The sequence below is a fragment of the Pseudomonas sp. DF5 genome, from assembly GCF_058148225.1.
Window position 1 is genome coordinate 1 of record NZ_JBYVYM010000012.1, and the last position, 18,486, is coordinate 18,486.

At 58.6% G+C, this 18,486-nt stretch carries 19 protein-coding genes; 5 read left to right on the forward strand and 14 right to left on the reverse strand.

Annotated features, from left to right (window positions below):
• Window positions 1–20: 20 nt before the first annotated feature.
• From msrQ to AC30D7_RS12975, 6 genes are all read right to left on the reverse strand, one after another.
• Window positions 21–641, reverse strand: a complete 621-nt coding sequence (gene msrQ / locus AC30D7_RS12950; protein WP_490134317.1) for a protein-methionine-sulfoxide reductase heme-binding subunit MsrQ — start codon at window positions 639–641, stop codon at window positions 21–23.
• On the reverse strand, window positions 641–1,654 hold the full coding sequence (gene msrP / locus AC30D7_RS12955; protein WP_490134318.1) for a protein-methionine-sulfoxide reductase catalytic subunit MsrP: 1,014 nt from the start codon (window positions 1,652–1,654) through the stop codon (window positions 641–643). Before msrP ends, msrQ begins: the two co-directional genes overlap by 1 nt.
• A 63-nt stretch (window positions 1,655–1,717) precedes the next feature.
• Window positions 1,718–2,575 (reverse strand): CDP-diacylglycerol--serine O-phosphatidyltransferase, encoded by an 858-nt coding sequence (gene pssA / locus AC30D7_RS12960; protein WP_008006914.1) that lies wholly within the window; start codon window positions 2,573–2,575, stop codon window positions 1,718–1,720.
• 145 nt (window positions 2,576–2,720) lie between these two features.
• The gene (gene ilvC / locus AC30D7_RS12965; protein ID WP_003228216.1) at window positions 2,721–3,737 is read right to left on the reverse strand and encodes a ketol-acid reductoisomerase; all 1,017 of its coding nucleotides are present in this window, start codon (window positions 3,735–3,737) and stop codon (window positions 2,721–2,723) included.
• A gap of 47 nt (window positions 3,738–3,784) precedes the next feature.
• Window positions 3,785–4,276 carry an acetolactate synthase small subunit gene (gene ilvN, locus AC30D7_RS12970; RefSeq protein ID WP_003205610.1) on the reverse strand — a complete coding sequence of 164 codons (492 nt, stop codon included), beginning with the start codon at window positions 4,274–4,276 and terminating at the stop codon, window positions 3,785–3,787.
• Window positions 4,277–4,278: 2 nt separating this feature from the next.
• Window positions 4,279–6,003, reverse strand: coding sequence for an acetolactate synthase 3 large subunit (locus tag AC30D7_RS12975; protein ID WP_490134319.1), 1,725 nt, complete (start codon window positions 6,001–6,003; stop codon window positions 4,279–4,281).
• A gap of 400 nt (window positions 6,004–6,403) precedes the next feature.
• Here AC30D7_RS12975 and AC30D7_RS12980 point away from each other — a divergent pair, with 400 nt between their 5' ends.
• Complete coding sequence (locus AC30D7_RS12980) at window positions 6,404–6,826, forward strand: DUF4124 domain-containing protein (protein WP_490134320.1); 423 nt, start codon at window positions 6,404–6,406, stop codon at window positions 6,824–6,826.
• A gap of 18 nt (window positions 6,827–6,844) precedes the next feature.
• Here AC30D7_RS12980 and AC30D7_RS12985 read toward each other — a convergent pair whose 3' ends face one another.
• From AC30D7_RS12985 to mrcB, 3 genes are read right to left on the reverse strand one after another with little or no spacing between them, the layout of a single operon-like run.
• Window positions 6,845–7,180, reverse strand: coding sequence for a YqcC family protein (locus AC30D7_RS12985; protein WP_490134321.1), 336 nt, complete (start codon window positions 7,178–7,180; stop codon window positions 6,845–6,847).
• On the reverse strand, window positions 7,180–7,914 hold the full coding sequence (locus tag AC30D7_RS12990; RefSeq protein ID WP_490134322.1) for a tetratricopeptide repeat protein: 735 nt from the start codon (window positions 7,912–7,914) through the stop codon (window positions 7,180–7,182). Before AC30D7_RS12990 ends, AC30D7_RS12985 begins: the two co-directional genes overlap by 1 nt.
• Window positions 7,915–7,930: 16 nt before the next feature.
• Window positions 7,931–10,249: a penicillin-binding protein 1B gene (gene mrcB, locus AC30D7_RS12995; protein ID WP_490134323.1), complete on the reverse strand. Its 2,319-nt coding sequence runs from the start codon at window positions 10,247–10,249 to the stop codon at window positions 7,931–7,933.
• A 119-nt stretch (window positions 10,250–10,368) separates the two neighbouring features.
• Between mrcB and AC30D7_RS13000 the strand changes: the two genes are divergently transcribed.
• From AC30D7_RS13000 to AC30D7_RS13010, 3 genes are all read left to right on the forward strand, one after another.
• A complete protein-coding gene (locus AC30D7_RS13000; RefSeq protein WP_490134324.1) occupies window positions 10,369–11,925 on the forward strand; it encodes a bifunctional aminoglycoside phosphotransferase/ATP-binding protein in 1,557 nt (518 codons plus the stop codon).
• Window positions 11,926–12,016: 91 nt separating this feature from the next.
• Window positions 12,017–12,361, forward strand: a complete 345-nt coding sequence (locus AC30D7_RS13005) for a pentapeptide repeat-containing protein (RefSeq protein WP_490134325.1) — start codon at window positions 12,017–12,019, stop codon at window positions 12,359–12,361.
• Between the two features lie 243 nt (window positions 12,362–12,604).
• Entirely contained in the window at window positions 12,605–12,877 is a 273-nt protein-coding gene (locus AC30D7_RS13010; RefSeq protein ID WP_009050884.1) for a TfoX/Sxy family protein, read from the forward strand.
• Between the two features lie 267 nt (window positions 12,878–13,144).
• Here AC30D7_RS13010 and AC30D7_RS13015 read toward each other — a convergent pair whose 3' ends face one another.
• From AC30D7_RS13015 to AC30D7_RS13025, 3 genes are read right to left on the reverse strand one after another with little or no spacing between them, the layout of a single operon-like run.
• The gene (locus AC30D7_RS13015; RefSeq protein WP_490134326.1) at window positions 13,145–14,011 is read right to left on the reverse strand and encodes a ChaN family lipoprotein; all 867 of its coding nucleotides are present in this window, start codon (window positions 14,009–14,011) and stop codon (window positions 13,145–13,147) included.
• Between the two features lie 12 nt (window positions 14,012–14,023).
• Window positions 14,024–14,791 (reverse strand): heme ABC transporter ATP-binding protein, encoded by a 768-nt coding sequence (locus AC30D7_RS13020; RefSeq protein ID WP_490134327.1) that lies wholly within the window; start codon window positions 14,789–14,791, stop codon window positions 14,024–14,026.
• Window positions 14,791–15,774 carry a FecCD family ABC transporter permease gene (locus AC30D7_RS13025; protein WP_490134426.1) on the reverse strand — a complete coding sequence of 328 codons (984 nt, stop codon included), beginning with the start codon at window positions 15,772–15,774 and terminating at the stop codon, window positions 14,791–14,793. The genes AC30D7_RS13020 and AC30D7_RS13025 overlap by 1 nt, the downstream gene beginning before the upstream one ends.
• A 232-nt stretch (window positions 15,775–16,006) precedes the next feature.
• Between AC30D7_RS13025 and AC30D7_RS13030 the strand changes: the two genes are divergently transcribed.
• Window positions 16,007–16,324 (forward strand): Rieske (2Fe-2S) protein, encoded by a 318-nt coding sequence (locus tag AC30D7_RS13030; RefSeq protein WP_490134328.1) that lies wholly within the window; start codon window positions 16,007–16,009, stop codon window positions 16,322–16,324.
• Here AC30D7_RS13030 and sfsA read toward each other — a convergent pair.
• Both sfsA and AC30D7_RS13040 read right to left on the reverse strand, forming a co-directional pair.
• Entirely contained in the window at window positions 16,321–17,034 is a 714-nt protein-coding gene (sfsA, locus tag AC30D7_RS13035) for a DNA/RNA nuclease SfsA (RefSeq protein ID WP_490134329.1), read from the reverse strand. The two genes, AC30D7_RS13030 and sfsA, sit on opposite strands and share 4 nt — an antisense overlap.
• Window positions 17,034–18,206 (reverse strand): pyridoxal phosphate-dependent aminotransferase, encoded by a 1,173-nt coding sequence (locus AC30D7_RS13040; RefSeq protein WP_018930205.1) that lies wholly within the window; start codon window positions 18,204–18,206, stop codon window positions 17,034–17,036. The genes sfsA and AC30D7_RS13040 overlap by 1 nt, the downstream gene beginning before the upstream one ends.
• Between the last annotated feature and the right edge of the window lie 280 nt (window positions 18,207–18,486).

Below are 18,486 nucleotides of genomic sequence, written 5' to 3' on the forward strand. Positions count from 1 at the left end.
GATCTGCCGTCAACCTCTAATTACGCCTTTCTTGCAGAAGGTGCCTTTTTAACGATTAAACGTGGAATTCGGCGGGTTACAGGCGGCAATCTCAATACTAATAACAATGCACCTATAGAAGCGTAGATCACCCACTCCCTCAGATCGGCGCGAACGATCCACAACATATGCAGTAACCCAAGCCCGAGAATCACATAGACCAACCGATGCAGTCTTTTCCAGCGAACACCCAAATGCCGCTGACTGTAACGATTGGAGGTAACCGCCAGCGCCAACAAACCGAGAAACCCCAGCACCCCGACGATAATGTACGGCCGCTTGCGCAACTCGATACCCAGTTGTGACCAATCAAAGCCGAGGATGAACGCCGTATAACCGCTCAAATGCAAAACCACATAGGCGAAACACCACAACCCCAACTGCCGTCGGACAGCTATCCACCCCGACCAACCGGTGAGCTTCTGCAATGGCGTCATGCTTAACGTAATGAGCAGCAGGACAAGCGTCCCCAACCCTAGACGATCAACCAGCACCTTTCCTGGATCAGGTCCCAGCACATCCGCCCAGGCTTGATACAACCAAAGCAGCGGCCAAACAGCTGCGGCGATAAAGACACCAATACGCCAGAACAGATATCGCATCAGTAATTCTTCCGCAGATCGAGCCCTGCATATAAAGAAGCGACTTCATCCGAGTAGCCGTTGAACATTTGCGTGTCCCGCACATTGGGCTTGAACAGACCGCTCGGCAAACGCCTTTCCCGTGCCTGCGTCCAACGCGGGTGGTCGACTGTCGGGTTCACGTTCGCATAAAAGCCATACTCATTCGAGGCAATGCTCTGCCAGGTGGTTTTCGGCTGCTCACTGACCAGGCTGATTCGCACGATGGACTTGATGCTCTTGAAGCCGTATTTCCACGGCACCACCAGACGTAGCGGCGCACCGTTCTGATTGGGCAACTCACGTCCATACATGCCTACAGCGAGAATCGCCAACGGATTCATCGCCTCATCCAGACGCAGCCCTTCTACATATGGCCAGTCGATCAAGGCGAAGCCAGAACGTTGTCCAGGCATACTCTTGGGATCTTGCAGGGTTTCAAAGCGAATGAATTTAGCCTTGGATGTTGGCTCAACTTCCTTCAGCAAAGCCGAAATGGGAAAACCTATCCATGGAATGACCATTGACCAGGCCTCGACACAGCGAAGACGATAAATACGCTCCTCCAGTTGATAAGGCTTCATGAAGTCCTCCAGAGCATAGCGACCCGGCTTACCCACCTCCCCGTCTACTACCACGCTCCATGGTTCGGTTTTCAGTGCACCGGCGTTGGCCGCGGGATCGCCCTTGTCGGTACCGAACTCATAGAAGTTGTTGTAGTGGGTCGCATCCTTGAAAGGCGTGATCGCCTCATCCTTGACGCTGACCGCCCCCCATTTAGTGGAAGGCAGTTTTTCGGCAAACCAGGACGGCGCCTTGCCAGGTTCGACATCGGCATAACGCGCAACATCGTCGGCATTCGCCCAGCGCGGCAGACTGCTCACAGCCAAACCGGCAACGGCAGCGCCTAATACATTGCGGCGGGAAAGGTAGATAGATTCAGGCGTGACGTCCGACTCGTGACAGTCAGACGCTTTGGGGACTTTGATCAGCATGGCAACTCCGCAGCATTGGAGGACAGATGCACCCATTGACTGCGGAGTATGAGGGAAATTACATCACTCGGCTTTTTTGTGCCGACGAAGGCGCAACAGGTACTGCACCGGGCCAGAAGCTGCATAGGCAAGGAAAACCAGCAGCAGGATGCGCGGCGGATCACTGAACACAACGGCAAATACCAGCACCACTGCCAGGATCGCGACAAAGGGAACGCGCCCCTTCAAGTCCAGCTCCTTGAAGCTGTTGTACTTGATGTTACTGACCATCAGCATGCCCGCGGCGGCAACCATCAGCGCAACCAGGAACGACATCTTGGAACCCTGAATGCCGTAGTCGCTGAACGCCCAGACAATGCCCGCGACCACACCGGCCGCAGCCGGGCTGGCCAGACCGATGAAGTAGCGCTTGTCAGCGGTGCCGACCTGCGTGTTGAAGCGCGCCAGGCGCAACGCCGCACCCGCCACATAGATGAAGGCAACCATCCAGCCGACCTTGCCCATATCGCCCAAGGCCCAGCCGAATGCCAGCAAGGCCGGCGCGACACCAAATGCAACCATGTCCGACAGCGAGTCGTACTCGGCACCGAAGGCGCTTTGGGTGTTGGTCATGCGAGCGACGCGACCGTCGAGGCCGTCGAGCACCATGGCAACGAAAATCGCGATCGCGGCAAACGCAAAATACTTGCTCGCGCCGATTGCATCACCGGCACTCAAGGCGCTCTGGGCGCTCATCGAGTTGATGATGGAATAGAACCCTGCGAACAGGTTCGCAGTGGTGAACAGATTCGGCAGAAGATAGATACCACGATGCCGGACTTTACGGCCTTCAGCGTCATGCCCTTCTTCGATGTGCTCATCGATGGGCAGAAGGCTTTCGGCGTCAGAAGCCTGCTTTGGCTCTTCGGGACGTTCGCTCATGGACATTACCTTGCAACGGGGTGGAAAGTTTCGACGGGTGTCTGGGACGACGGTTCGACCGCAAACGATGCAGCTTTATACCAGAACCGGCGGATCCAAACGAAAAAACGCGGCCTAGGCCGCGTTTTCCGTACAAGCTCGTGACTTAGTTCTTGGCTTTGTCGACGATCTTGTTGGCACCGATCCACGGCATCATGGAGCGCAGTTGCTCACCGATGATTTCGATACCGTGAGCGGCGTTGTTACGACGCTTGGCGGTCATCGAAGGATAGCCGGTGGCGCCTTCGCTGATGAACATCTTGGCGTATTCGCCGTCCTGAATACGTTTCAGGGCATTGCGCATGGCCTGACGGGATTCGGCGTTGATCACTTCCGGACCTGTCACGTACTCGCCGTACTCAGCGTTGTTGGAGATCGAGTAGTTCATGTTGGCGATACCGCCTTCGTACATGAGGTCAACGATCAGCTTCAGTTCGTGCAGGCATTCGAAGTAGGCCATTTCAGGCGCGTAGCCAGCTTCAACCAGGGTTTCGAAACCGGCTTTTACCAGCTCAACGGTACCGCCGCACAGAACGGCTTGTTCGCCGAACAGGTCGGTTTCGGTCTCGTCCTTGAAGGTGGTTTCGATGATACCGGTACGACCGCCACCAACGCCGGCAGCGTAGGACAGCGCTACGTTTTTGGCGTTGCCCGAAGCATCCTGGTAGATAGCGATCAGGTCAGGGATACCGCCGCCTTTGACGAACTCGGAACGCACGGTGTGGCCCGGAGCTTTCGGCGCGATCATGATCACGTCGAGGTCAGCGCGCGGTACAACCTGGTTGTAGTGGATCGCGAAGCCGTGGGAGAAGGCCAGGGTGGCGCCTTTCTTGATGTTCGGCTCGATTTCGTTCTTGTACAGGGAGGACTGGAACTCATCCGGGGTCAGGATCATGACCAGGTCGGCAGCCGCTACGGCGGAAGCAACGTCAGTCACTTTCAGGCCGTGAGCTTCGGCTTTGGCAACGGTGGCCGAACCTTTACGCAGGCCAACGGTAACGTCAACACCGGAGTCTTTCAGGTTGCACGCTTGAGCGTGGCCTTGGGAGCCGTAACCGATGATGGCAACTTTCTTGCCCTGGATGATCGACAGGTCGCAGTCTTTATCGTAGAAAACTTTCATGAATTTCCCCTTTATATCTGGCCCTTCAGGCCATTCGCTAATTTGGTTTAGATGCTCAGGACTTTGTCGCCGCGGGCAATCCCGGTGACGCCACTGCGTACGGTTTCCAGAATCGAGGCAGTGCCGATCGATTGAATGAAGCTGTCGAGCTTGTCGCTGGTACCGGTCAATTGAACGGTATACACGCTAGCGCTGACATCAACGATCTGCCCACGATAAATATCGGTGGTGCGCTTGATCTCGGCGCGCTGGGCGCCGGTGGCCTTGACCTTGACCAGCATCAGTTCGCGCTCGATGTGAGCACTCTCCGACAAGTCGACCAGTTTGACCACTTCGATCAGCTTGTTCAGGTTCTTGGTGATCTGCTCGATGATTTCATCATGGCCGACAGTGGTCAGCGTCAGACGCGACAAAGTCGGGTCTTCGGTTGGCGCCACGGTCAGGCTTTCGATGTTGTAGTTGCGCTGCGAAAACAGGCCGACTACACGAGAAAGAGCGCCCGGTTCGTTTTCCAGAAGCAGGGAAATAATGTGCCGCATGATTAAGTACGCTCCGTCTTGCTCAACCACATATCACGCATGGAGCCGTCTTTGATCTGCATCGGGTAGACGTGCTCGCTGGTGTCAACCGAGATATCGATAACCACCAGGCGATCTTTCATGGCGAACGCCTCCTCCATCTTCGACTTCAAATCTTTCGAGTCGGTGATGCGCACGCCAACGTGACCATAGGCCTCTGCCAGTTTGACGAAGTCAGGCAGCGATTCCATGTAGGAGTGCGAGTGACGGCTGCCATAACTCATGTCCTGCCACTGGCGAACCATACCCAGCACGCCATTGTTCAGGATGACGATTTTTACCGGCAAACCGTATTGCAGGCAGGTCGACAGTTCCTGAATGTTCATCTGGATGCTGCCCTCGCCTGTTACGCAGGCGACATCGTCATCCGGGAAGCTCAGCTTGATGCCCATGGCCGCCGGAAAACCGAAGCCCATGGTGCCCAGGCCACCGGAGTTGATCCAACGGTTCGGCTTGTTGAACTTGTAGTACTGCGCCGCGAACATCTGATGCTGACCCACGTCGGAGGTCACAAAGGCGTCGCCCTTGGTCACTTCGCACAGGGTTTCGATCACGGTTTGCGGCTTGATCACGCTGCCGTCACCCTTGTCGTAAGGGAACAGACCGCGCTCACCGCGCCACTCATCAACTTGCTTCCACCAGCTGGCAACGGACTCCTTGTTCGGGGTCTCGCCGATTTCCTTGAGGATCGCGACCATTTCGGTCAGGACGCTCTCGACCGGACCGACGATGGGCACGTCTGCCTTGATGGTCTTGGAGATCGAAGCCGGGTCGATGTCGATGTGAATGATCTTGGCATTCGGACAGAACTTGGCCGGGCCGTTGATCACGCGGTCATCGAAACGCGCGCCGACTGCAAGGATCACATCGGCATGGTGCATCGCCAGGTTGGCGGTGTAGCTGCCGTGCATGCCGAGCATGCCGATGAACTGACGGTCGGTGCCAGGGTAGGCACCCAGGCCCATCAGGGTATTGGTCACTGGCAGGTTGAGCATCTTCGCCAGTTCGGTCAGCGGCGCGGAGCCACCACCGAGAATCACGCCGCCGCCCGAATACAACACAGGACGCTTGGCCGCCAGAAGCATTTCGGCTGCCTTGCGGATTTGCCCGGAGTGGCCGCGAACGGCCGGGCTGTAGGAACGCAGCTTGGCTTTTTTCGGGAAGATGTATTCGTACTTCTCGGCCGGGTTGGTCATGTCTTTCGGGATATCGACAACGACCGGACCAGGACGACCGGATTGCGCCAGGTAGAACGCTTTCTTCATGACTTCCGGGATTTCCGAAGCGTGCTTGATCATGAAGCTGTGCTTCACGATCGGCCGGGAGATACCGATCATGTCGGTTTCCTGGAACGCATCGGTGCCTACCATGGTGCTAGGCACCTGGCCGGAAATGATCACCATCGGAATGGAGTCCATGTAGGCCGTGGCAATACCGGTGATGGCGTTGGTTGCGCCCGGGCCGGACGTCACCAATACCACACCGGCTTTACCGGTGGCACGGGCATAGCCGTCAGCCATATGGGTCGCAGCCTGCTCGTGACGAACCAGGATGTGGGTCACTTCCGGTTCTTTGAACAGGGCATCGTAGACATGAAGAAGAGCACCGCCCGGGTACCCGTAGATATATTTGACGCCTTCGTCACGCAAAAAGCGGACGAGCATCTCACCGCCAGATAAAAGCTCCACGTTGTTCACCTCTAAAACGCCAGAATACCGCCCACATTCAAAGAGGACGGGTCTTAATAGGTTTACTTCTCGGCAGAGCATGAGCGACGGTGGTCGCCGACTACGTCAGCACTGACTGAGCAAGTATTGGGATCGTCCCAAGTGTTGCGGGCCTTTCCCACCCAGCGCGAGGTAACGCGTTGCGGGTGTAACAGGTCGGCGCGGATGTGCGCCTCATGATCTACCGAGTGGGTCTGCTTCTGGCAGTCCCTCTACAGCGGACTTTGGATTCTTCTGTTTCGCCCATCGCAAGTCAAGCCGTCAATGTGCTTTATTGAACTAAGCGCATGAGAACGCAAGAAAAAACCTTTAAACCGCAACTGTGTTAGCTTCAATTGCGCACCCCAGACAAGGAAATGGCATGCGAACGCTCATCTTCACCGCCAGCTTGCTGATCAGCCTGAGCCCTTTGTGCATGGCGGGTCAGATCTATAAATGGGTCGATGCCCAGGGCGTCACCCATTTCGATGCGCAGCCGCCCCAGGGCCGGGAGGCCACCGTCATGGTCACGCCCTCCCCGCCCATCGGCAAACCGGGCGCACTACCGCACGGCAACGTCATCGGCGATCAAAAGGCCATCGATCACAAAGTGAAAAAGCAGGTCGCCGAGCAGCAGAACCAGCTAAAAGCGTTCTGCGAACAAGCCCGGACGAACCTGGCTCAACTGCAGAACAATCCGCGATTGCGGGAGGAAGTCGACGGCGAGACACGCCGCCTGACCGACGAACAACGTCAGGAGCGCATCACCGAAGCACAGAAACAGATTGCGAAAAACTGCCAGTAAGCACTGGCAGTTTCCGATTCAGCGGGAGACGGTGATCAACGCGTCGAACTCTTTGAGTAAGACCTGGAGCTGCCGATCCTTGCCTTGGACATTGCGGGAGGCGAAGACCATTTCGGCCATCTCCTGAATCCCCGATGCGTTGGGCAATGGCAGATCCTGCTCCAGGATCGACTTCATCCTTGGCAAGAAGATCCATTGCAGCCATTGCTCGAAATCCAGCGTATCCACCGAAAATGGTTCAACGCTGGAAAGCGCCTCAGCGGACGGCGGTACTTCATCCCACCAGCCCTGAACGCGCAGCTCGCGCTCGATCAACAGCAACTGTTCGGCAATCTTCGGAAAGCGAGTATCCATCACAGCGAAACCTTGGCCTTCTGACGAGCCAATGCTGCACCGGCCGGATCACCCTGTTTCTCACGGGCCTGGGCGATCAATTCCCACAGGCTGGCCTGAAGGTCCGGACGCCCATTGGCGAACGTCAGACCACGACGGGCAAACTGCTCGGCCTGCGCCGCATCACCTTGAGCCATACGCACCTGGGCCAGGCGATAAAGCACTTGCGGCTCGCGCGGTGCAACACGCTGCGCACGTTCGAGACTGGAAGATGCGCCATTAAGGTCGCCACTGGCCTGTTGCTGCTGAGCGGTGGTCAACAATGCCAGGACCGGGCCGTCCAGTTGCTCGTCGGCAGACAGACCGCCGGCGTTTGCCGAAGGAATCCCGCTGGGCGTCGACGGCATGCTGTAACTGCCCTGATTGATCGGTGCCGACTGGATCGGCGAGGTATCAATCGGCCCCGGAGTGATCGGACCCGGGGTAATCGGCGAAGTGCTGATCGGTGCCGAGGAGACGGCGCCACCACCCGGGACCATCACCACGACCCCGGTGTCACCTTGCGGGATCGCCTGAGTCTGAGCTTGTACAGGACGTTTCACCGTCGACTGACGGAAACCGCCATTCGCCGAAATCCGCTCACTGTTGGAGACGGCAGTGCCGGCATCCTCAACCGGGATCGAACCACGCTGCACAGTGGAGCAGCCGCTGAGCAAAGCCACGGCAGTCACCGCTGGAATCAACCACTTGTTCACTTCAAATCCTCTTTGCTTAATTCATCCAGCCCTTGACCCAATCCATCACCGATTCAGCGGGGCTTTCGCCACCGCAAGCAGCACCGGGAGGCGGTTCGCTGCCGCGAATATACGGCATCTGCACTGCGCCTGGGCAGTTGGCTTCAGAACCTTGCCCTGTGCGCGAATCGACCCAGGCCTGAACAATGTTGTCCGGTTGCGGCATGTCCAGCGGCAGCGGATCGGCCTTGCGCATGAAACTGGTCCAGACCTGCAACGCGCCGGTGGCACCGGTGAACGGTGTCTTGCCATTATCATCGCGCCCCAGCCAGACCACGGCCAGCAGATCCTGACTGAAACCGGCGAACCAGCTGTCCCGCGAATCGTTACTGGTACCGGTCTTGCCAGCCAGCGTCAGGGTTTTCGGCAACACGTTGTAAACCGAACTGCCGGTGCCTTCACGCATGACGCGCTGCATGGCGCTCTGGATCAGGTAAATGGACGCCGGATCGAATTGCTGCTGAATCTGGAACGGATAACGCTTGAGCGGCTCGCCCTCGGCAGTCAGCACGCTGCGAATCCCGCGCATCGGCGTATTGAACCCGCCGTTGGCCAGCGTCTGGTACATGGTCGCCACTTCGATCGGGGTCATACCACCGGCACCGAGCAACATCGACGGGAACGCCGGGAACTCGCGGCTTACCCCCAAGCGTGCCAAGGTCTTCAAGACATTCGGCACACCCACCGCCAACCCGAGACGCGCGGTCGACAGGTTGTAGGAATGCGCCAACCCTTGATACAGGAATACCGTGCCGTGGGAACGGCGGTCATAGTTCTGTGGTTTCCAGACCTGACCGTCCGCACCCTTGACCGAGAAGTAGTCGTCCGACAGCCAACTGGTCAGCGTGTACTGGCTCGGCTTCTCAAGAGCTGTCAGATAAACCGCCGGCTTGATCAAGGAACCGATCGGTCGTACCGCGTCCAGCGCCCGGTTGAATCCGGCAAAACTCGCCTGACGGCTGCCGATCATAGCCTGGACCTCTCCGGTTTCCGGGTTGGTCACGACCATCGCCGCTTCCACGTCATCGGAACCCTTGCGCCCGGCCAGACGCTTGAACGTGTCATCGACCGAGGCTTCGGCTTTCATCTGCAGGATCGGGTCGAAACTGGTGAAGATTCGCAGCCCTTCTTCGGTCAAGTCTTCGTCGCGGTAGTCTTCGCGCAACTGACGCTTAACCAAATCGAGGAAACCCGGGAACGAGCTGTCGGCCAACTTGCCACGAGTGGTCACACCCAGTGGCATTTTCTTCGCCGCCTCAACCTGTTCGGCGCTGGCAACGCCTTGTTCCTTCAGTACATCGAGTACCAGATTGCGCCGTTCCAGCGCCCGCTCAGGGTTGCGACGCGGGTTGTAATAGGACGGCCCCTTGACCATGCCCACCAACAAAGCGACCTGGTGCAGTTTCAGCTCGGACAATGGCTGCCCGAAGAAGAACTGGCTGGCCAGGCCGAAGCCGTGCACCGCGCGCTGACCATCCTGGCCGACGAACACTTCATTGAGGTAAGCCTCAAGAATTTCGCTCTTGTCGTAATGCAGCTCAAGCAACATCGCCATCATGGCTTCGGTGAGCTTACGGGTCAGGCTGCGTTCACTGGTGAGGTAGAAGTTCTTGACCAACTGTTGCGTCAGCGTACTACCGCCCTGGGTCATCTTGCCGCCCGAGGTATTGACGTAGATTGCTCGGGCAATCGACTTCGGTGACACGCCCCAGTGGCTGTAGAAATCCCGGTCTTCTACGGCAACCAGGGTTTCGAGCAGATATGGCGGAACCTGATCGATCTTGATCAGGATGCGGTCTTCAAGGTTTTTCGGGTAAATCCCGCCGATCAGCAGCGGCTCCAGTCGCACCACGGACAACTTCGCATCGTTGGTCGACGAGAGTTCGGCCACATAGTCACCGGAGAAGCGCACGCGCACAGGCTGAGGCTTCTCAAGCCCTTCATAGAACTGGAAGCCTCGGGTGTTCAAGTCGACGGTATTGCCATTGACAGCCGCCGCGCCGGGGCCGTTGCTGACAGCTTCGCGTCGGTAGCCCAAGGCATCGAGTTCGGTGAGGAAGTCGTCCTTGCTGAGCTTTTGTCCGACGAACAGCTCGAGCGGGCGTGCGTACACCTTGGCCGGGATGGTCCAGCGCTTGCCGGAGAACTTCTCCTGGACCACGGCGTCGAGGTAAACCGCGAACCCGGCCAGCACAACAAGGCCGACCAGGCTGAGTTTAAGGGCCCAGCCCAGCCAGGGGCGCAGGCCTCTGGAAGGTGGTTTTTTAGGGGTGCGGGGGGATCGAGTTCGAGTCATGGCGGCGGATTATACGCACTTTATTCATACTCAACAGGAGCCCACCGAGGTTTGCGTCGGACGGACTTGCAGCCATAATGACGGCCTTGAATTTTCCCCCAGACTCTGAAGGATCGCCTGTGAGCCAGTCCCTGATCGCTGCCCTGCAAAACCCGGCCCTCTACCCGCATCCCGTAGAAGGGTTCCAGGTCATCGAGACCCATATTTCCTGGGTGATACTCACCGGTCCCTATGCTTATAAAGTGAAGAAGCCGGTGAATTTCGGCTTCCTCGACTTCACCAGTCTTGAAGCTCGCAAGCATTTCTGCGGCGAAGAGCTGCGCCTGAACCAGCGCCTGACCCATGACTTGTATCTTGAAGTGCTGCCAATCACCGGCAGCGCCGAGGCACCACAACTGGGTGGCGATGGTCCGGTCATCGAGTACGCGCTGAAAATGCGTCAGTTCCCACAAAGCCAACTGCTCAGCACCCTGCAAGCCAACGGCGAATTGACCACTGCACACATCGACGAGATGGCTGCGCAGATCGCTCAATTCCACCTCAGCGCGCCGAAAGTGCCTGCCGAACACGAAGCCGGCACGCCGGATAGCGTCATGGCGCCTGTACGCCAGAACTTCGAACAGATCCGCCCGTTCCTCAGCGACAAGGCCGATCTGCTGCAACTCGACGCACTGCAAGCCTGGGCCGAAAGCAGCTTCGAACGCCTCAAGCCGCTGCTCGCCCAACGCAAGGCCGACGGTTTCATTCGCGAATGCCACGGTGACATTCACCTGGGCAACGCCACCGTGATCGACGGCAAAGTAGTGATCTTCGACTGCATCGAGTTCAACGAACCGTTTCGCTTCACCGACGTTTACGCCGACACCGGTTTCCTGGCGATGGACCTGGAAGACCGTGGTCTGAAGAGCCTGGCGCGCCGTTTCATCAGCCAATACCTGGAACTGACCGGCGACTATCAGGGCCTTGAGCTGCTGAACTTCTATAAAGCCTACCGCGCACTGGTACGCGCCAAGGTCAGCCTGTTCAGCATGCCGGCCGAGGCCAATCCGGTGCAGCGCGCCACCACCCTGCGCCAATACCGCAACTACGCCAACCTGGCGGAAAGCTACAGCACCATTCCTTCACGCTTCCTGGCGATTACCCACGGCGTTTCCGCTGTCGGCAAAAGCTACGTGGCCATGCGTCTGGTCGAAGCCCTCGGCGCCATTCGCCTGCGTTCCGATGTCGAGCGCAAACGTATGTTCGGCGAGCAGACCGTACCAAACGACCTGCAGGCTGGTATCTATAGCGCCGACGCCAGCGTCGCCACCTATGCCCGCCTGCATGAAGTTGCCGCTGTGATCCTGCGTGCCGGCTTCCCGGTGGTGATCGATGCCACTTATCTCAAGCGCGACCAACGCGATGGCGCGGCAAAAATCGCCGAGGCCACCGGTGCGCCATTCCTGATCCTCGATTGCGACGCACCGCAAGCGGTGATCGAGAGCTGGTTGAAACAACGTCAGGCGGACAACAACGACCCGTCCGATGCCAGCCTGGCCGTTATCGCCGCCCAGCAAGCCAGCCGCGAGGCCCTGACGCCAGCAGAAATCCTCTGCAGCAAACGCGTGCAGACCAATGAAAGTGGCACCCTCGACACCGTCGTGGCGCAAATCCGCCAGCGTCTGCCAGGCCTGTAAGAAACTATTTCAGCCGTGAAGCCCTCGTCGGCTTCACGGCCGCCAAATAGTGGCACTATACTGGCGTCATAAAACCATCAGGTGATGCGACATGAGCCAGCCGAAACTTCTCGACACCCCGCTTTATGCCTTGCTGCACAAAGACGACATCACAGGCTTTAACAACGAACGCCCGAAAGACGGACCTATCGACATGGTCGGTGGTGACTTCCGTGGGCTCGATCTGCGTGAACTGAACGCCGACGGCGTCGACTTCACCGATGCCTATTTCCGCTCTGCCGACTTGCGTGGCATCGACTTTCGCAATTCGTCCCTGGAGGGCGCGAGCCTGGCCCACGCACAGATCTCCGGCGCCTACTTCCCGCCAGAGCTGAGTGCCGATGAGATTCTGATGTCGATGAATTTCGGGACACGCCTGCGCTATCGCTCCCGCTAAAAAAGCGACGCCTCACCCGGTCCAGCGCCCCCGCCTTGCGCTGGACTTTGTACTTTTTTTGCCCGAAAACTCAATTTTCCACTCGCCTTCGTACTACATGCCCCGCCTTTTAACGCCGCCTCTTGAGTTTGCCTCTTAGAAGCTTTTGCGTCGAAACCGACCAAACAATCACGCTTTTCCTACTGATGGCTACACTGCTGAGAGGCTCGCCCACGCACCGTTCGGCTGTCGCAAGGAGGCTTGATGAATGATGAACTGCAACACCTGAAGAATCTTGGCAAGACGTCGGCGCAATGGCTGCACGCCGTGGGCATCCACAGTGCCTCGGACTTGCGTCGGCTGGGAGCTGTGGATGCTTATCGAGCCGTGCGCACACGCGGTTTTCGGGCATCCAAGGTGTTGTTGTATGCAATTGAAGGCGCATTGATGGATGTTCATTGGAACGACATTCCCGCCGAACGCAAGGAAGCGTTGAACAAACAGCTGGATGCTATTTCCTCTCGTCACAAAAATTGACAAGGACTCTCACTCGAACACACAGCTTGAAACCCAATGATTACGAGGCTTTCCAGCGAAGCAATGGGGTAATTCACGGAAATGAAAAATCAGCAGTTGACTTGATAATGAGAATCGCTATTATTATCACAACTGGTCGCGAGACTGGTCGATATTCTGAAAAGCCCTTGGTTCGGACTCTCAGATTATCTCCTCATCAGGCTAATCACGGTTATTTGACCCGGCTCTTGCCGGGTCTTTTTTTGCCTGTGGAAAACTAGCCTGATTTTATTGGCCTGATGTCTTGCCGAACTGTTTGCGCATTTGCGCGCAGTAATCCTGCGGCGGCGTGGCGGGCGTATACCAGACGTAATCGGCCATGGCCGGTGTAACCTCCGCGCCCTGCTCCGCCAGCATCAACACCGTTGCCGCCTCGGGCTCACGCAGATCCAGCATATGGATCGGAACCCCTACATCCTTGCGTGCGTGGAACGCGCCGGCAAACAGTAGTGAAGGCATCGGTGCCGCCAGTAATCGCTCAGCTATCCGCCGGTCACGCTGCTGCTGCACGGCCAGCATCGCGGGCATCTGTGATTCAGGCAGCAAGCCGCAGTGGGAATCGCTGATCTGTGCCAGCAACTCATTCTTGACCGTCGGAGCGTTGGAGCGCGTACCGCTCAATGTCGGCGGATTGGCATAGACAGTACGGACTTCAGGCGTGTCCAGATTGGCCGCCAATAATGGATACGGCTGAGTCAGGGCAAAACGAACGATCGGCCCGTAAAGATTCCAGTCCCATCCCGGCTGCCAGGCCAATGCCCCGGACAAATCGGCCGGCAGCGTTGAGGCATGCCGAACGTCATCGATGCGCTGTTGTTGAGCCGGCGTGAGCATTTCCAGCAACAGACTGCCCTGGGGCCGCCGCTCACCCAGCGCCTGCAATAACCACAATTGCAGTTGATGGTGATCACGATTGTCATGCTGCTCCCCGACAATCAGTCGCGAGGAGTCAGCCAACCGAGTAAGCAGTCCCTGCGCCGTCAGGATCTTCCCGCTGCGCAGATCGCGGATTTCGCCGCTGACCGGTGGCACCACTACATGCTGGCAAGCACTCAGCAACAGCACAGCCAGAAAAACCATCACGCGTGTTTTCATCCCTAAAACACCTCAGCGGGCGATGATCAGCGGATGCCCACGTTCCGGGTGCGGTTGCACCAATACTTCCAGCCCGAACACAGCTTTGAGCGGTTCCGGGCGCAATACCTGTTCCGGCGTGTCCAGCGCCACAGGACGCCCACCGTCGAGCAGTAACAGGCGATCACAATAACGTGCCGCTAGGTTCAGATCATGCAGGATCACCATTACCGCTGCGCCGCGATCGGCGAATTCACGCACCGCTTGCAGCGTGGTGTGCTGATGCAGCGGGTCGAGCATCGACGTCGGCTCATCGAGCAACAACGTTTGCCCCGCCTCGCCCGGCCAGAGCTGCGCCAACACCCGGGCCAGATGCACCCGCTGACGTTCCCCGCCAGACAATGTCAGATAACTGCGACCGCTCAAGTGCCCCGCATCGGCGGCCTGCAGCGCGGTGGCGACAACCTCGTCATCCCGGACCCGGCCACTTTGATAAGGCAGGCGCCCCATACCGACCACTTCTTCAACGCGAAAGGCAAAGTCCAGGGTCGACACTTGCGGCAACACTGCCAAACGCCGGGCTCGCTGCACCCCGGCCCAATGACTCAACTCACGTTCATCGAGCCAGACACTGCCGTGCTCCGCATGCAATTCGCCGCACAGGGCGCCGAGCAACGTACTTTTACCGGCACCGTTGGGGCCCAGCACGCCGAGAACTTCCCCCGGTTTAAGCTCAAGGGTGATGTCCGTCAGCACAATCTTTCGAGCGCGGCGGATTTGCAAGTTCTGCGTTCGCAACATCAGGCACGCCCTCTGATCAATAAATACAGAAAGAACGGCGCGCCTATGAAGGCCGTGACAATCCCGATTGGCAACTCGGCTGGCGCCAGGGCCAGCCGCGCAGCCAGATCGGCCAACAATAAAAGGCTGGCCCCTGCCAACACCGACGCCGGCAACAACACCCGATGATCGGGCCCCGCCAGCAGCCGCACCAGATGCGGCACCACCAGCCCCACAAACCCGATCATCCCCGCCGCCGCTACCGCCGCACCGACACCCAACGCCGTGCAGAACACCAATTCGCGCTTGAGACCTTCGACGTCGATACCCAGGTGACCGGCCTCTGATTCACCCAGCAACAATGCGTTCAAGGCCTTGGCCCGGCGCGGCAACCAAAACGCCACACCGATACTCACCAGCAGCAACGGCCAGAGCCGCGAATAACTGGCGCCGTTAAGGCTGCCCAGGTTCCAGAACGTCAGGGTACGCAGGGTCGCGTCATCCGCCAGATAGGTGAAGAGCCCGACCGCCGAACCGGCCAGGGCAGTCAATGCGATACCGGCCAGCAACATGGTGGCGACGTTGGTCTGACCATCACGTCGCCCCAGTCGATAGACCAGCGCCGTTACACCCAACCCGCCGAGAAACGCGCAAACCGATAACAAATAAGGCCCGAAGGATTCAGGCAGTCCACCGAATACCGAGCCGCCGACAATCGCGATGGCCGCGCCCAGTGCCGCGCCGCTGGACACCCCCACCAGACCCGGGTCGGCCAGCGGGTTGCGAAACAACCCCTGCATCGCCACGCCGGAGAGCGCCAGTACACCGCCCACCGCCAATCCCAACAAAGTGCGCGGCAGGCGAATCTGGCCGAGAATCAGCTCGGCCTGCTCCAACCCGTCGGGTGCAATGGGCAAACCGATCAACCGCAGCGCCGCCCGTAGCGTATCGAACAACGGCAAGCTCACAGAACCCAACGCCAGCGACAGCCAGATCGCCAGCAAACACAGCAGGCTCAGGCCAATGAACAACGCACGAGGTTTAACCAGAAAGGTCATTGGCCAGTCGTACCAGGATCGAACAGGTGCATAAACAACCTCCTTTTAAAGGTTTCCCGGGCATCGAGATGACAGGCCAAGTATTCTCGGCATCCGGTAATCGCCCTGCGGGCGAGTGGCCATTTGATAATTGCTTGCATTTGAACGTCAAGCTCGGACGCAGGACTTGAGGATAGACATGAAACTTCTTTGCACAGGCGCCGAATTGGCTGACGCCAGCAGTCGCGGTTTCGACGTCGGCGGCCAGAAACTCCTGGCCGTGCGCCGGGGCGGTCGGGTGTATGTCTATGAAAATCGCTGCCCGCACCGGGGTGTCGGGCTGGAATGGAAACCCGACCAGTTTCTCGACCCCAGCAACAGCCTGATCCAGTGCGCCACCCACGGCGCACTGTTTCTGATCGAAGACGGTGAATGCGTTGCCGGGCCATGCGCCGGGCAATCCCTGACCACCATCCCCTGCCACGAAGATGAGCAAGGAATCTGGGTCACGCTCTAACCGTTCAACAACACATCCAGCCGCCGGTCCACCACCATCTCTTCGTGGGTCAAGCGCACGCCATACGCAAGCACTTCGACCCCGCACTCCACCGCTTCGCGCAAGGCTGCCGCGTAGACCGAATCGATTTCCTCTGCCGGACGCACGGAGTCAACGCCGGTCAGGTTCACGCAATACAACTGCACTGCACGAATCCCGTCCCGGGCCAAATGCGCCAGTTCGCGCAAATGTTTGGCCCCACGCTGGGTCACCGCATCAGGAAATGCCGCCACCGCCGAGCCATCGAAGCCCAGGGTGACGCTTTTGACTTCCACATACGCCGGCCCACTCGGGTAATCGAGACGGAAATCGATGCGGCTGCTTTCCTGACCATAGGCCACTTCGCGCTTCAGCTCGGTAAAGCCGTTCAACTCGCTGATAACGCCAGCCCGCAACGCCTCCTCGATCAGGCCATTGGCGCGCCCGGTGTTCACGCAAAACAGCCGCCCCTGTGGGGTTTCGCCAACTTCCCAAGTGCCGGGCAACTTGCGCTTGGGGTCGGTGGAGCGGCTGAACCAGACCTGCCCGCCCTCGACCTGGCAATTAAGCATCGAACCGGTATTCGGGCAGTGAATGGTCAGCAACTCGCCGCCAACGGTTTCGATATCGGCAAGAAAACGCTTGTAGCGACGAATCAAGCGACCTTCTTCGAGGGGAGGATGAAAGCGCATCAGCCTTGCCAGCTCTTCAAACCGCGAGCGATCCGTTCGACTGCTTCTTGCAAGCGCGGAAGGCTTTGGGTGTAGGCAAACCGCACATGATGCCCGGCTTGATGACGCCCGAAGTCCAGGCCCGGGGTAATCGCAACGTGCTCGGTTTCGAGAAAGTGTCGGCAGAACGCGAAGGCATCACCGCCGAACTTGCTGATATCGGCGTACAAATAGAACGCACCTTCCGGTTCTACGGCGATACCGAAACCCAATTCCCGCAGGGCTGGCAGGAGGAAGTCACGACGTCGACCGAACTCGGCGCGGCGCTCCTCGAAAATGCTGATGGTGGCAGGTTCGAAGCAGGCCAATGCCGCGTGCTGGGCCATGCTCGGTGCGCTGATGTAGAGGTTCTGGGCAAGTTTCTCCAGCTCACCGACCGCCGCTTCAGGCGCCACCAGCCATCCGAGGCGCCAGCCGGTCATGCCGAAATACTTGGAAAAACTATTGAGGACGAAGGCACTGTCATCGACTTCCAGCACGCTGGCGGCATCCGTGCCGTAAGTCAGGCCGTGGTAGATCTCGTCGACCACCAAATGACCATGACGGGCCTTGATCGCCGCGGACAGCCCGGCCAACTCATCGCGGGTCAGGATGGTCCCGGTGGGGTTGGCCGGCGATGCGACCAGAGCGCCGACGCTGTCGTGATCCCAGTGACGCGCGACCAGGTCCGGGGTCAGTTGATAACGCACGTCCGGGCCGACCGGCACCAGCTGCGCCGCACCTTCCACCAGGCGCAGGAAGTGCCGGTTGCACGGGTAACCCGGGTCGGCCAGCAGCCAGTGCTTGCCTGGGTCCACCAGCAAGGCACTGGCCAACAGCAATGCGCCTGAACCGCCAGGCGTGATCAGGATGCGTTGCGGATCGATGTTCAGCCCGTAGCGCTGCTGATAAAAACCCGAAATGGCCTCACGCAGCTCAGGGATGCCGCGAGCGGCGGTGTAACGGGTCTTCCCCGCCGTTAGCGCAGCCTGGCCGGCCTGGATGATAGGCTCGGCGGTGGTGAAGTCCGGCTCGCCGATTTCCAGGTGAATCACGTCGTGGCCGGCCGCTTGCAGCTCGTTGGCCCGCGCCAGCAGGGCCATGACGTGGAACGGTTCGATCGCGCGACTGCGCGCACTGTAGGACAGAGCCATTTAGCCTTCCTTACAACGGGGGAAAAGAATCGATTCTACCCAAGCGCAGGAACGAGCGAGAGTCTAAAGCGGTCAGAGCCCATATAATGCTGGTCTCAATCGATCCAAGCGTATGTCCCAAGTTTGACTAAAATCAATAATTGATCAGGTCTCCTTAGCCGCCAGACAAGGCTTTGCAATCTTTTGCAAGCACCACGGGCCGCGGGCTCGACATCCGGGAGTAGCGCGGTCCGATTTGATCTGGTAAGTTCGCCCGCTTGCAGCCGCAGGGCCGGCAGGT